The 15,966-nt window shown below is 40.6% G+C and carries 9 protein-coding genes; 5 read left to right on the top strand and 4 right to left on the bottom strand.

Annotated elements, in window-relative coordinates; translation table 11 throughout:
- Positions 1-57: 57 nt before the first annotated feature.
- Complete coding sequence (mrcB, locus tag FD729_RS03800; RefSeq protein WP_159931958.1) at positions 58-2,460, bottom strand: bifunctional glycosyl transferase/transpeptidase; 2,403 nt, start codon at positions 2,458-2,460, stop codon at positions 58-60.
- Between the two features lie 2,037 nt (positions 2,461-4,497).
- Here mrcB and dksA point away from each other — a divergent pair.
- The 5 genes from dksA to panC all read left to right on the top strand — a co-directional run bounded on the left by dksA (position 4,498) and on the right by panC (position 9,538).
- On the top strand, positions 4,498-4,953 hold the full coding sequence (dksA, locus tag FD729_RS03795; RefSeq protein ID WP_159931957.1) for an RNA polymerase-binding protein DksA: 456 nt from the start codon (positions 4,498-4,500) through the stop codon (positions 4,951-4,953).
- A 923-nt stretch (positions 4,954-5,876) separates the two neighbouring features.
- On the top strand, positions 5,877-7,292 hold the full coding sequence (pcnB, locus tag FD729_RS03790; RefSeq protein ID WP_236421737.1) for a polynucleotide adenylyltransferase PcnB: 1,416 nt from the start codon (positions 5,877-5,879) through the stop codon (positions 7,290-7,292).
- Entirely contained in the window at positions 7,289-7,813 is a 525-nt protein-coding gene (gene folK, locus FD729_RS03785) for a 2-amino-4-hydroxy-6-hydroxymethyldihydropteridine diphosphokinase (RefSeq protein ID WP_159931956.1), read from the top strand. Before pcnB ends, folK begins: the two co-directional genes overlap by 4 nt.
- A 58-nt stretch (positions 7,814-7,871) precedes the next feature.
- Positions 7,872-8,666 carry a 3-methyl-2-oxobutanoate hydroxymethyltransferase gene (gene panB / locus FD729_RS03780; protein WP_159931955.1) on the top strand — a complete coding sequence of 265 codons (795 nt, stop codon included), beginning with the start codon at positions 7,872-7,874 and terminating at the stop codon, positions 8,664-8,666.
- A gap of 17 nt (positions 8,667-8,683) precedes the next feature.
- Positions 8,684-9,538 carry a pantoate--beta-alanine ligase gene (gene panC, locus FD729_RS03775; RefSeq protein ID WP_159931954.1) on the top strand — a complete coding sequence of 285 codons (855 nt, stop codon included), beginning with the start codon at positions 8,684-8,686 and terminating at the stop codon, positions 9,536-9,538.
- 580 nt (positions 9,539-10,118) lie between these two features.
- Here panC and hpt read toward each other — a convergent pair.
- The 3 genes from hpt to aceF form a co-directional block, all read right to left on the bottom strand.
- A complete protein-coding gene (gene hpt, locus FD729_RS03770) occupies positions 10,119-10,655 on the bottom strand; it encodes a hypoxanthine phosphoribosyltransferase (protein ID WP_159931987.1) in 537 nt (178 codons plus the stop codon).
- Between the two features lie 2,049 nt (positions 10,656-12,704).
- On the bottom strand, positions 12,705-14,129 hold the full coding sequence (gene lpdA, locus FD729_RS03765; RefSeq protein ID WP_159931953.1) for a dihydrolipoyl dehydrogenase: 1,425 nt from the start codon (positions 14,127-14,129) through the stop codon (positions 12,705-12,707).
- Positions 14,130-14,411: 282 nt separating this feature from the next.
- On the bottom strand, positions 14,412-15,962 hold the full coding sequence (gene aceF, locus FD729_RS03760; RefSeq protein WP_159931952.1) for a pyruvate dehydrogenase complex dihydrolipoyllysine-residue acetyltransferase: 1,551 nt from the start codon (positions 15,960-15,962) through the stop codon (positions 14,412-14,414).
- Positions 15,963-15,966 lie beyond the last annotated feature (4 nt).

The following is a 15,966-nucleotide window of genomic DNA, read 5'->3' as shown; positions in this document are numbered from 1 at the left end:
ATTTTTTCTATCGCCAAACATATCCTTAATCCATCTTACGACATTGCCGCGATTTTTCTACTGCTGGCAGAGTGAGTTAGGGTCAAGTGACCAAACCGGCAGAGAGCGCCAGGTTTCACTACTTATACCACTACCATTACCACAAACAAAATTACCAGCAGAATTAATGTTCATCATAGTCACATCTTCCGGTGGTGTCAGTACCAGCGGTGTCGGTGCCTGATTATCTAGGTAGCGGCGATAGATCTGCATTGCGCCGCTTACACCGTAAAGTTCACTAGGCTGGTTATTATCTCGACCCACCCATGTTATGGCGACCTCTTTACCGTCAATACCGGCAAACCAGCTATCGACTAGATTATTGGTAGTTCCAGTTTTACCTGCTAGATGCGCTTTCGGATAACGCTTGCCCAGCGTGTATGCCGTACCGTGATCGGCTACTTGTTGCATGGTATAAAGCGTCAGGTAAGAAGCTTGCGCCGATGCTACACGCTGCGCTTGCGGATAGCTTTGGTAGATCAAAGTACCATCTTCACCGATAACTGAACGCACCACCGAGAGTGGAGCACGGTTACCGCCATTAGCGATAGACTGAAACGTTTGTGCTACTTCAATTGGAGTCAAGTTAAGTGCGCCAAGCAGCATCGAAGGTACTGGATTAAGCTGCTCTTTCGGTACACCTAACTTCGTCCAGGTATCTACTACTGAGTCTAATCCTAGGATCATGCCAAGATTCACAGTAGGTACATTCAGGGAGTTAGTAAATGCATCTACCAGCATAACCTTACCGCTAAAATGACGATCATCGTTCATTGGTTTCCAGATGGTGCCATTCGGCTGTTTCAGCATAATGGGCTCATCGGCAATCCAGCTATTGAGGCGATAATTATTCGGTTGACTGAGTGCAGTCAGGTAAGTTGCCGGTTTCGCTAGCGAGCCAATAGAGCGACGGGCCTGTAAGGCGCGGTTATAACCAGCAAATTGTGGATCAGCGCCACCTACTATAGCGCGCACTTCACCGCTAAAGCGGTCGACTACTACCATCGCAGTTTCAAGATCTTTGAGACCACGTTGCCTTTTTAAAGTTACAATGCCATTAATTACCGCTTTTTCCGCTGCATCCTGCGATATCGGATCGAGCGTGGTGAATATCCTTACACCGGAGAGATTTTTTACCTTATTGCCCAGTTTTGTCTGCAGCTCGCTACGCACCATCTGCATAAAAGCAGGTTGTGGAGTGATAACGCCATCTTTTGGCTGCACGCCAAGTGGCCGTACAGAAAGTACGTTATAGAGCTCTTGGTCAATAACTTTTTGCTGCTGTAACAATTTCAATACTAGATTACGCCTTGTAAGCGCTAGCTTAGGGTGATGCCATGGATTATACAGTGATGCACCCTTCACCATACCGACCAGCATTGCCTGCTGATCGAGGCTCGGCTCTTCGACCGGACGTCCAAAGTAATAGAGACTCGCTAAAGGGAACCCACGAATTTGGTCATTTCCTGCCTGACCGAAATAGACTTCATTTAGATAAAGCTCTAGGATACGATCCTTGCTGTAGCGCATATCCATAATAACCGCCATAAAAACTTCGCGTACTTTACGCCATAACGAGCGTTCATTGGTCAAGAAGAGGTTTTTCACTAGCTGTTGTGTTAGTGTACTGCCACCTTGTACTGCTTTACCTGCAGTTATATTGGCGAGTAAGGCACGGCCGATTGAATAAGGGCTGATACCGTCATGCTCGTAAAAATGGCGATCTTCGGTAGCGATCAGAGTGTCGATTAGCAGATCAGGGAACTCAGAGCGTGGTACGAATAAACGCTGTTCACCATTAGGTGACTGAAGCATGGTAATCAGGCGCGGATCGAGGATAAAAAAGCCAAAATCGCGACCTGAATCGAGGTTTTTAATCTTGCTCAGTTCATTGCCATTAAAAACCATCTGCACATGTACCTGGCTTTCCCTACCATCTGGGAAAAAAAATGGACGTCGTAAAAGAGAGATTGTTTTGCCTTTAATTGAAAATTCACCAGGACCTGCAATGCGCGAAACTTGACGATATTGCGTCCCTTTTAGCAGAGCTATCATCTCTTTTTTGCTATATGGCATACCTGGCTCTAAGCTAACTATACGCCCATATACAGCAGCAGGTAACTGCCACACTTTTCCGTCAATACGAGTGCGGATCTCAGAGTCAAGGTAGACACCCCAAGTAGCCGTTACTACAATAAACACGAAAAAAAACTTAATAAACCAGCCTAACCAATGGTTCTTACCGCGCGGTAGCCATTTTATTTTACTTTTATGTGGCACAGAAGCCATCTCATTAATATCTTTTAAAAAAATATCGTTATTGTAATCGTCTTTATCCTTGTAGCGACTCTGGCGTTTGGCGTTATTTGTTGACTTAGGCTGTTTTCTACGCCCGATGGGTTCACGATCATTCCCAGACATACTTTTATTCTCCAGACATTACTTCACTTAACTATCCGATACTCTAAATATTAAGTGTAGCGTCCATGTAGCTTCTCCTGCACCTAGAGCCGTCGTGCTAAGAAATGATAAACAAACTTATAATATTGAAATAGCCTTTATAAGAGAGACAACACAGCACCAACACCCAACAGTGCACACCCTACTTTAATAAAGGAATGTGCTTTATATTTCCGAACATCTTCTGTAATACGCACTGCCAGTGTACTCAGCTGAGTAAAAAACTGTACTCTTTACAAGCAGATTTTTCGTTGCAGATAGTAGCTAGATCCAGAGCAACCTTAATGTCCCTAGTGGGTACTAATCTTCTACTTTTTATCTAATATGATATAGGAAAATATCAGAGATCAAATAGTTAAGTGTGCGAAGTCAGCAACCATATCGTACATGCCCCATCCTTCTTAAATCGTAGTTTGGGTGCACTGGAACAAAGTGGTGTAGTAGCATCATTGAGAAGCTACGTCTGCAAAATGATCAATCAGTACGTTAAGCAGAAGTACTAGATAAGCCTGTAGGATACATTGGAAAAATTTATCAAATATTAAATATTTGTGTTTGGCCACCATGATTACAGCCGTGTTATTAGGATAACGTAGTTTTCCATGCACACGGTATGCTAATCGTGTTTTGGGATACTCATCAAGACCGTAAATTCACTGTTCAATGCCGTACTGCATAAGTGGGTCGCCATATTTACAGCTTACAAATATCCGTAGTTAATTACCTGAGATTGCCGCCTTGGGACCGTAACCTTTGCGGGTTCCTCAATTACTCTATTCATGGGGACCATAGTTAGCTCCTACCACTTACTTTGTTCGTCAAGGTGCAAAATCAAGCCATGCAGAACATTAACCAATGATACACTTAACAGCTTTCTTTAAGATCGAGCTAAACAACTAAGGCATTTAGAAAATTCCTAAAATAGTTAAACCATTCGTGTATCGATTATTTTCCTATTTTCATAGAGAATTATATCCATGATCAGAAATTTGGCGCCTAATCTCATTACAGTTAAGAGGCACTATGTGTTTTTAGCGCTTTGAAACCCATCTAACTTATTTTTTGATCTTCAATAATCCCATACATACCTGCAAGGAAAACTGACCATACATTGCGCCAATACTAGAATTATGACAGGATCGCATAAAAAGCAATACTGTCTTACAGTTCAACTTTAAGAGTATAAGCAACTACTTACATCAAAGGGAACTAATCTAAACCCAGATAGCTACTAGTGCTTCGTGAATATTCTGCTGTCTTATCTGTTTTATAAAGAGAGGAGCATTATGAGCCATCTAGCTACTTAGCTTGTTGAGCTGACGTGTAAATATCATACTAATAGAGTTGAATTAGCTTTCTAATTTAAGCATCCAGAGTCCCGTCCCTACCATATTAAAGATTAAATCCAAGTCCGTTCTCCTTGTTTATCAAGGGAAAAACTATTTGCGGATAATGTAACAATCTGAAACTAGATGTATCTATGCAAATTAAGCTCTCGTGACGTCTGTAGTGCAATTAAGCTATTTTTATTTACAATTTTGTACTCGGTAAAATGAGGATTTCTCTATTAGGTTAGTTACATCAACGCACTTTGCATATACTATCTTTTCCAGGTCTAGCAGAATAACATAAGATTTTAACGTATCACGTAGACTTCTTCCCGAGGGGGGGTGTCTATAAAAAGAAATCCAATTGCTACAACCTTTCAATATCTTTCACAAAAAAATGTGATAAAAGTGCGTTAATTGAAGTGTTAAAGAAGCTGTTTTTTATAGATTTGCCAAGGTGTGATCACGAATAATTGCTAACCTTGACTGCTTCTGCTATTTATAGCGGCCTATTTCCCCTCGAAGGGGGATCGATGTAATAAATCATGGGCGATGCAGCAAATCTTCCCAAGTAAAAAATATAGCATTATGGCTGCCCCCAAACGCCTAAAATTATAAACGCCGTTGCTGAAACATAAAATTATGCTGCGTGTTATCCAGGAGAAACAACATGCAAGAAGGGCAAAACCGTAAAACATCGTCCTTGAGTATTCTCGCCATCGCTGGAGTAGAGCCATATCAGGAAAAACCAAGTGAAGAATATATGAACGCAGACCAGCTACAACATTTTCGTAAGATTTTAGACGCTTGGCACAACCAGCTGTGTGATGAAGTCGATCGTACTGTCTCGTACATGCAAGATGAAGCAGCAAACTTCCCGGATCCAGTTGATCGCGCCACACAAGAGGAAGAGTTCAGCCTCGAACTACGTAATCGTGATCGCGAACGTAAGCTCATTAAGAAAATTGAAAAGACGTTGAAAAAAGTTGAAGAGGACGACTTTGGGTATTGTGAGTCCTGCGGTGTGGAGATTGGTATCCGTCGTCTGGAAGCGCGTCCGACCGCTGATCTCTGTATTGACTGCAAGACATTAGCTGAAATTCGCGAGAAACAAATGTCTGGCTGATGTGATTCTTCCTTGCAGTCATCACACAGCGGATAATACTATTATTCCGCTGTGTGGTGACTTATAACAGTATAGGTCTACACTTACCCTGCAACCAGGGTGTTAACTCTTTTTTTGCCGTTGAATTTTATTAGATTACTGGTGGCAAATTTTTGTCACTTTCTTAGAATCTGCGAACAAAACGATCTTTACGAGTAGAAGTTGTAAGCGTTGTGACACGCATGGCTCTTGGGGAAGAGCACCCAGATAAACTACTCCTGTACACACCGCAGCATCTGGCAGATTTCCTTAGCTTCTACTAAGGATATTACCGTGCTCTTCCTCTGAATCCGGAGAATGTAGAGCTACATTTACACGAGTACACAAAGAACCAGCCTTATATTTTCACAATCCCGGCTACGTACGAGGCATGTCGTATATTAACTGGTAGAGACATACGTAGCGTAAGGAAATACATAATATATATGTCGCCAATAAGACTATTTATCTGTAGAACTTAGTAGTAGTAAACTACTAATTATCAGGATAATAACAACGGTGTGCTACAGTACGGTAGGGTTACGTGCTACTAGCTAGTTCTACTTAGTCGGTGCCTGATTATTACTTCGTATTGTGCCGCTGGCGAATCGAATTAGAATGATATGCATTTATTGCCCGTAAGATACACGTACCTTCTTTTGCAGAAACTTTTGTACTTCATTAGCCAGTCCTTGCGAAATTTTAGCAAGTGAGGTGCTGGACAATGAAATACGGGAGAACCTACTGTACAACACACAGTATCACAGTGAAATATTACTTTAATTCTGCGTTAAAATCCTCTAAACACGGCAGATCAGATAACACCATTCCTAAATTGTTCTCAACAGGCTATGATTAGCCGCTAATTTGATTTACCCTACTTTACGTCGCTGTCGAGGTGTCCTATTTTTACCCGAGTTACTAATTTTTGCCGGAAAATCCTCACGCGTGATGAAGAGGCTTCCATTGAGCTTGAAGCTAGGCGTCACAAAATGACTATTATTCCTCGTGAGAGCCATAATATCTCACGCAAAGACATTAATAAAAATGCTCTTAAAGTACTCCATCACCTGAATAGAGCAGGCTATGAAGCTTATTTAGTGGGAGGTGGTGTGCGTGACTTATTACTAGGTAAAAAGCCTAAGGACTTCGATGTCACCACTAATGCAACACCGGAGCAGATGCGCAAATTATTCCGCAATTGTCGTCTTGTCGGGCGTCGCTTTCGCTTGGCACATGTAATATTTGGTCCAGAAGTAATCGAAGTAGCTACTTTCCGCGGACATCATCAAGTCGACGAAGATAACGTGGAAGATCACAATCTGTCACAACGCGCTCAAAATGGCATGCTGCTGCGCGATAACATCTTCGGCACGATAGAAGATGATGCACAACGCCGAGACCTCACTATCAACAGCCTGTATTTCAATGTGGCTGATTTTACGGTGCGTGACTATGTAGGAGGTCTTAAGGATTTACAACAAGGCATTATTCGCTTAATTGGAGACCCAGAAACGCGCTACCGTGAAGACCCGGTGCGTATGCTGCGTGTGGTACGCTTTGCCTCAAAATTGCAGATGTCAATAGCAGCAGAGACAGCCAAGCCGATTCCACACCTTGCTATATTGTTACGCGATATTCCGCCGGCACGCCTCTTTGAAGAAGCTCTAAAGCTGCTGCAAGCAGGTTACGGTTACAATACCTACCTTAAGTTGCGAGAGCTTCAGCTGTTCCAGCCGCTATTCCCCACTATTACGCGCAACTTTACCAAAAATAGCGATAGCCCTATGGAACGCATGGTGGCTCAGGTATTGAAGAATACTGATAACCGTATCTATAATGATATGCGCATTAATCCGGCTTTTCTGTTTGCGGCGATGTTTTGGTATCCACAGCTCGAGGCAGCTCAGGAGAGTGGCCTAACTTATCACGATGCTTTTGCGATGACTATGAACGATACGCTGGATGAAGCCTGTCGCGCACTCGCGATTCCAAAACGTATTACTACTTTGATTCGCGATATCTGGCAGTTACAGTTGCGGCTGTCGCGCCGCCACGGTAAACGAGCATGGAAACTAATGGAACATCCAAAATTTCGTGCTGCTTACGATCTTTTAGCACTACGTGCCGAAGTAGAAAATAACCCAGAACTAATTCGTCTCAGCCACTGGTGGTGTGAATTCCAGGTCTCTGCACTGACGCATCAAAAAATTATGATTAATGCTTTAAACGAAGATTTAGTGCCGGTGTCACACCGCAAAACGCGAAGAACGCGCCGTAGTTCAGCCTCGCCGCGCCAAGATAGTCAGAGCGCCTCATGACCCGTGTCTATCTTGCACTCGGTAGCAACCTAGCCGATCCGCTGTATCAGGTCAATACAGCACTGATGGCATTAGATGAGTTACCTAATACAATACGTGTCGCTACTTCTTCGTTTTATCGCACACGGCCTTATGGACCAATAGATCAGCCGGATTACCTAAACGCAGTAGTTGCGCTAGATACGCAACTTACACCTGAAACATTGCTCAATCATATTCAATGTATCGAATTAAATCATGGCCGTATACGCAAGGCAGAGCGTTGGGCGCCGCGTACTCTGGATATTGATATACTGCTTTTCGGCCAGCTTTGCATCAGTACACCGCGCCTGATTGTACCACACTATGATATTTGCAATCGTCCCTTTGTATTGGTACCATTACTAGAAATCACACCTGATGTAACTCTACCTGACAATCGTTCGTTGCGCAGCTTTCTTACTAACCTGGAAGTGAATAATATCCAGCGCTGGGAAATATTAATGCCACATAGTTTCATATATGAAACATTTGTCTCTTAACCACTATCCAGTACACTGCGCCTACTTAAATATCTAAAATACCCGAGTTAAAAACGCAATGAAATCTACCACTATTTCTCATTTACATCAGTGGAAAGCCAGCGGATATAAATTTGCTACCCTGACTGCTTATGATTTCAGTTTTGCACGTCTCTTTGCCAATGAAGGCATCCGTGTCATGTTAATTGGCGATTCATTAGGCATGACTATTCAGGGTCATAAATCAACGTTGCAGGTTACAGTTACTGATATCGCCTACCATACCGCCGCTGTACGCCGCGGTGCACCGCAGGCACTATTGATGGCCGATCTGCCCTTTATGAGTTACGCTACCCCGGAGCAGACATTTGAAAGTGCTGCGCAGCTGATGCGTGCCGGCGCCAACATGGTAAAATTGGAGGGAGGTGAATGGTTAGCGGAAACCATACGTATGCTGACAGAACGCGCGGTACCAGTATGTGGTCACCTTGGCTTAACGCCACAGTCAGTGAATATTTTCGGAGGCTATAAAGTACAGGGACGCGATGAGGCAGCAACTGAGAGACTACTGGCCGATGCATTGGTACTGGAAGCTTCAGGAGCACAGCTGATCGTACTAGAGTGCGTACCAGTGTCACTGGCACTGCGTATCACTCAGGCACTGAAAATTCCAGTAATCGGTATCGGTGCAGGCAATGTAACCGACGGTCAGATTCTGGTAATGTACGACGCCTTTGGGATTACTAGCGGACATATTCCAAAATTTGCAAAAAACTTTCTTGAGCAGACAGGCAATATAAACTCTGCTATTCGTCACTATATCGCTGAAGTAGAAACGGGAACCTATCCTGCAAATGAGCATAGTTTCCAATAATTTAGAGCTTTTTTACTATGTTAATCATTGAAACATTACAGATGCTGTACTGTGAAAGGCATTATTGGCATCAGGAAGGGAAAAGCATCGCTCTAATACCTACTATGGGAAACTTACATGCCGGTCACTTACGCTTGGTAGAAGAAGCGCGTAAGCGCGCCGATATTGTAGTATTTTCCATTTTCGTTAATCCAATGCAATTTGAGCGCGCAGACGATCTAGCGCGTTATCCACGTACTCTGAAGGAAGATTGCGAAAAGCTTTATCACTGTAGTGTTGACGTAGTGTTCGCACCATCGTCTACGGAGTTGTATCCACAGGGAATGGAGAACCAGACCTTCGTCGAAGTACCTGGCCTATCGTCGCTACTGGAAGGTGCAAGCCGTCCAGGTCATTTTCGCGGTGTGACCACCATCTTAAGTAAGCTGTTTAATTTGGTACAACCCGATATCTCTTGTTTTGGCGAGAAGGATTTTCAGCAATTGGCGATTGTGCGCAAAATGGTGTTGGATATGAACTTTAATATCGAGATTGTCGGCGTTCCGACGGTGCGTGACAAAGATGGTTTGGCTCTTAGCTCTCGTAATGGCTACCTCAGCAAAAAAGAGCGCATGCTAGCTCCAGTTCTATCTCAGGTCATGAATAGTATGGCGAGCCGCCTTACCAATGGCGAGCGCCATATTAAAGAGATTATCGATACTGCTGAACTTGAACTTAGTATAAAAGGATTGAGTCCAGACCGACTCGCTATCTGTGATGCAAATACTCTGAATTCTCTGACGATAGAGAGCCAGAACGCAGTGATTTTAATGTCCGCATGGCTGGGTAATACACGTCTTATTGATAATAAACAGGTTAACCTTAATCAGTAAGGTTGTTTTCGGGAAAAATAAAAACAGATTCTAGATATAATTCTTAAAGTATTTAAAAAACACAGCTGCACTACATGCAAATAACATATGCTAACTCAAACTATGAAGTTTTCTGTGCACAATTAATTAGCATTTTCTCGACTCCTCCTCTCCTCTATCTGTCTCCCAATTTTCCAGACAGTGCATAGAGAGAGTATGGTTTTTACAAATTTTGACATTTAGCGCATTAAAGGATGTAGGTCACTTACCCTACTACTTATTTTAACAGTGTACAAAATTACTGGATTTGGACTTTTAGATCGATTCCTTGCAAGCACCTACATAACTAATTAAAATTGGTTCTAATCAGCTATGCAAAATAGTTGAGAATAAGTCTCAATCCATATTCTGTGTTCATATCAGAGTATTCTGCTGATACAGCTACCTACTCTTTGGCTAAAGTAATTTAGTCGTTGCTGCGATATTTCTATTTAAAATGAAGTATCCTATATGTAGAAATATTCCTCTTGCATTCGTACTTTTTAATTTTTAGAAAATATGACTAGATAGTGGGCCTAAGAAGATTGGATTTGGTGAATTTTTAGGAATCAAGTAGCACGACCTTACCGATATAAGGTAGATGACGATAGCACTGGGTGTAATCAATGCCAAAACCGACCACGAACTCGTCAGGAATTGAAAACCCCACATAGTCCACTTTTACGTCTACTTCACGACGTGAAGGCTTGTCGAGTAGTGTACAGATGGCAAGAGATTGAGGTGAACGCAGGCACAGGATCTCTTGAACTTTACTGAGCGTATTGCCTGAGTCGATTATATCTTCGACAATCAACACATCTTTGCCACAGATGTCTTCGTCAAGATCCTTTCTAATTTTCACATCACGGGAGCTAGACATGCTACTACCATAGCTAGAAGTAATCATAAAATCAATTTTATGCGGAACCGCGACTGATCTGCAGAGATCAGCCATAAAGATAAAAGAGCCGCGTAACAGCCCGACCAGAACAATCTCGCTACCGCTGTTGCAATAGCGAGCAGAGATCTCTTTGCCTAATCTGGCAATACGGGCCGCAATCACCTCTTCAGAAATCATCACTTCAACATTATATTTCAAAATTTGCAAATTTATTTAATCTTAAGGATATTCATCATCATTTGATGAATATGGGTAATTTACTAACGTCGTTAGCTAGTAACGAACCGTGTGAATATAATGACTAGATTCAGCGACATTAAGTACCGGAGGTACTGATTCTCTTTCACTTAGCTTCTCTTTTTTTATAGATAAAAATAACATTGGGGATTACACTCGCCCAGATATGAAAGCTTTCATAAAAATCACTTTAGTAAAAAGTTTATATTAACGATAGCAAATTGTATACCTAATCTTTTAACTTGTATTAATTTTAATATATATAATATTTTCATAAGCTATATACATACTGTAAGTAAATTTTAATATAGATATCTTTTGTCAAAGATACCATTAAGAAATGAGGAAAACCTTTTTGTTATGAAAAAATCACGGCACAAGATTATAAGATTAACTGTTATATACTATATTTATGAAAAATATTACCATATCCTGAATTGATTACGGATAGAAAAAGTTCTCAAGGGAAGTTCTGAAATTATTATAAGCAGTGAATACTCTTGATTATATTAATTTCCACACGTCGCTCGATATATACATATTGTCATAATATTTAGGATTTCTTGAGTTTTACACTAGTGTAGGCACACTGTTTTAATAATTTTACCTTATAAGGTAAGGTGTTGCTAGTAAATTAGCTTTTTTATACCTATTCTTTCTTGGGACAAGAAAGATTTCCATAGAGTGACTTTAGCATCAAATGCACTCTTACCACAATCGCCTCAACTGCCTACTACATGTAAGAGATTTTCCTAGTACCAGAAGAGGGTAGGATTAGAAATAACGGCGATTCTATGAAAAGATATCTCGATTAGAGTAGCACATGCGTTTGGTACTAAAGCACAATAAGAAGAAGTGTCTAATAAAAACCAATAATATGTTCTATTTAAGAAATGATCTACAAAAATATATTTTATTTATATGAATCAGTCAGCTTACAACTTTATTGTTCTTCTTATAGAAGAAGTAATTTTAATGCAATGATTCTCTTTTAAAAAAAGATACTTAGCTTAACAGTATTCAAGCGATCGGAATTCTGAAAATCACTATGCTATCATGACTGAATTATTTATGATCGAGAATGCTCATAAATAAAGGTATTAAGATTCTGCTAGTTACAAAATTACTATACTGCTCCTTGACTAGATTTACCATACACATTTGAAGAGTAGAAGAGCTGCCTAGTCTCACCTTATGTTAGTTTACTTAAAGAAAAATTGCGGTTACGAGGATCCACCTAATGTGAAAATTCATAAAATATTAGCATTTTTACCTAGGAAAAACTTTAAGATTTAAACAAATATACCAGCTAAAATATGAAAGCGCTTAGCGAAGCGAGATATGAAAAAGAATAATATTTCCTTGAAAGCGACAAAAAAATGTAAGGTTATGGGCATAACTCTAGCATTCTGTTTATTTTTTTAAATAAAACGCTCGTCCTGTTTAAATATAAAGAGCAAGCATAGTAAGAAAAATTGGTAACCAGTTAAACATTATCCCAAATGAAAGCATTACCAATGCTAGTTCTATTAGAGGGTAATTTTCCATCCTAATTATAAAAATCAATCGTCCAGACTACACTAAAAGAGAAAATTTTTGCACTAAATTATATTAGTTACCTAGAGCTACCAGGCATAAGTGTCATTTCATCATTTTGCAATATGCAAAATGATTCGATTTTAGTTAATAATCAAAAAGAATTAATTTTCTTAGCAAGAAAATTAAAAACTATCTTTGTAGATGAATCGCTCTTTATTATTATGAGAAATAATCAGAATATTTAGATTCTCTGCTGCCATTATATTGGAACCTTTTATTAGAAAATAATATATTTAGTTAATTAATGAAGTAAAGAAACTTAGAAAGTAAGATTTTCTGTTTATTTTTAATAAAAAAATAGTTAATTAATAAAATAAATTACTTATTCCGAGTGTAACTGAAAAAACGTTGTGTCCTGCAATTCAGGGAAAAATGCCACCTTGGCAACTCTTTATAAACAAAGAAATAAACTTATCTCTTCTTTGCTTTAGGGTTTGGTAGATCGGTAATGCTACCTTCAAAAATTTCAGCTGCCAGGCCAATTGACTCGTGCAGAGTTGGATGTGCGTGGATAGTCAACATAATATCTTCCGCATCACAGCCCATTTCAATTGCTAGGCCGATTTCACCCAGCAGTTCCCCACCATTGGTACCGACGACCGCTCCACCAATAAGGCGATTAGTATCCTGGTCAAAAATTAATTTGGTCAAACCGTCAGCACAGTCAGAAGCAATAGCACGACCGGAAGCTGCCCACGGAAAGGTAGACACCCTGTACTTAATGCCTTTCTCTTTCGCTTTTTTTTCGGTTAGGCCAACCCACGCTACTTCTGGCTCGGTATAGGCGATAGATGGGATTACTTTTGGATCAAAATAGTGCTTCATACCAGAGATGACTTCAGCTGCAACATGGCCTTGATGTACTCCTTTGTGCGCTAGCATCGGCTGACCCACTATATCTCCTATAGCATAGATATGTGAAACGTTAGTACGCATCTGTTTATCGACGTGGATAAATCCTCGCTCGTCCACTTCCACTCCAGCTTTACCAGCATCTAGATTTTTACCGTTAGGTACACGCCCAACAGCCACTAGAACAGCGTCATAACGCTGCGGCTCAGTCAGTTTTTCTTTACATTCCATCTTAACGTAGATACCGTCGTTCTTTGCTTCAACTGCTATAATTTTGGTTTCCAGGATTAATTTGAACTGCTTCGTAATGCTCTTGGTGAAGACTTTTACCACATCTTCATCAGCCGCTGGAATGACCTGATTAAACATTTCAATAACATCAATCTGTGCACCTAATGCATGGTAAACAGTGCCCATCTCTAAACCAATGATACCACCGCCCATGACCAACATACGTTTCGGCACTTCTTTCAACTTTAGTGCATCTGTAGAATCCCATACACGAGGATCGTTATGTGGAATAAACGGTAGTTTAATTGGATAAGAACCAGCTGCGATAATTGCATTGTCAAAGTCAATTGTTATTGGACAATCTTCCCCTTCTACGATTAAAGTGTTTACACTGGTAAATTTTCCTAAACCATTAATTAATTTAACTTTACGTAATGTTGCCATTCCCTTAAGACCGTTGGTCAATTGAGTGATAATTCTCTCTTTCCAAATACGGATTTGATTGATATCTATAGATTGTTGACCAACCATAATACCATGTTCTGCAAGGGATTGTGCCTCTTTAATTACTTTTGAGACGTGCAATAATGCTTTTGATGGAATACAGCCTACGTTCAAACAGACGCCACCCAAATTACTGTAACGCTCTACCAGCACGGTTTCCAGACCTAGATCAGCACAACGGAAAGCTGCAGAGTAACCTGCAGGACCTGCCCCAAGTACCACGACTTGAGTTTTAATCTTTTTAATCATTATAACCTCATAATTATGATTTGGTATCTATCAGTAAACCAAACTTAGCTCATTTTATAACACTATTTTATGGTTTATTTTAAGTAAGTTGTAGAGAATTAGATAGGGTATCAAAAACTGATTGCTCTAGGTATCTCTGACGAAACAGGCTCATAATATCCTTGACTCCACTGGGATATTTTCACCACAGAATTTTACAGAATGCTTGATAAACTGCAAACTAAGGTACCAGAAATCATTTATAGCAACGCCGGGTTTTGCCGGCATTGCTTAGCTTAGTAATTAAAGCACGAGACGGCGAATATCAGATAACAAGTTGCCGATGAGAGTAATGAAACGTGCTCCATCAGCGCCATCTATCACTCGGTGGTCGAAGGAAAGAGAGAACGGCATCATTAGACGTGGCAAAAACTCTTTACCATTCCAGACTGGCTCTATTACTGCCTTAGATACTCCTAGGATAGCCACTTCCGGCGCGTTGACGATTGGCGTAAAGTGCGTAGTACCTAAACCACCAAGACTAGAAATGGTAAAATTGCCACCCTGCATATCGCTAGTAGTCAACTTGCCACTACGTGCTTTCTTCAAGGTTGCCATCAGCTCTTGAGAAAGCTCAGTAATGCTTCTTTTATTTACATCTTTAAAAACAGGAACTACCAAGCCGTTCGTTGTATCAACCGCTACACCGATATTAATATATTTTTTTAGCGTCAATCTTTGTCCATCTTCAGATAGAGAGCTATTGAAACGCGGCATCTTCTCTAGTGAAAAAGAGACGGCTTTCATAATAAATACTAATAATGTATACTTCACGTCTAGTTTACAATTTTCCGCTTCGGTGTTTTGTTTCTTACGAAACGCTTCTAAATCAGTAATATCAGTTTTATCGAAATGAGTAACATGTGGGATCATAGCCCAGTTACGACTTAGGTTAGCACCAGAGATTTTCTGTATGCGGCCTAGTTCTACTTCTTCTAATTCTCCAAACTGAATAAAATTTACCTTAGGCCACAGAGGAAAAGTAAGAATGCTTCCGCCACTAGTAGTTGTAATCGGTGCTTCAGTGCATTTCATTGCATCTTTTACATAGTTCTGAACATCTTCTCTTAAGATGCGACCTTTACGCCCAGTGCCTTTAATTTTCGCTAAGTTAACGCCGAACTCACGTGCTAGACGTCTGATAACGGATGTTGCATGCACGTAAGCATCATTCTCGACAAAGCGGTTTTTTATTTCAGTTTTAACTAGAGTATGTACAGGCTCCTTTTCTTGCCTCGGATCTTTAGATTGAGCTGTATTTTCAACGTCGAAGATCATGATCGGAGAACCAGTACTGACTTTATCTCCCGTAGAGACTCTTAACTCTCTTACTATACCCGCAAACGGCGCAGGAACTTCTATCGAAGCTTTATCGCCTTCTATCACCATTAGCGCTTGCTCGGGTTTAACTTTGTCACCAACCTTAACCAAGAATTCAGTAACTTCCATTTCTCTGTCACCGATATCCGGTAAGTTGACTGTTTTTACGGAAGTAATAACCTCCTTTACGGCAGTTATTGCTTCTTTCAGTACTGGCTGAACGATAGTAGGATTTATCGCATCTTCTACTTTGAATAGCATAATTAATGAGCCAGTTTTAACTTCGTCGCCAATCGAAATTTTAATCTCTTTAACTACACCAGCCTGTGGCGAGGGCACCTCCATGGAAGCTTTGTCGCCTTCTACAGTAATTAGAGACTGCTCAGCTTCTACCTTGTCACCAACCTTAACCAATATCTCAGTAACTTCAACTTTATCAGACCCGATATCTGGTACCTTAATTTCAGTAACCATTACT

The organism is Pantoea sp. Nvir (assembly GCF_009829915.1).
Lineage (GTDB): Bacteria > Pseudomonadota > Gammaproteobacteria > Enterobacterales > Enterobacteriaceae > Pantoea.
Note: the sequence above shows the minus strand (reverse complement) of the source record. Positions and strands in the feature narration are given on the sequence as shown.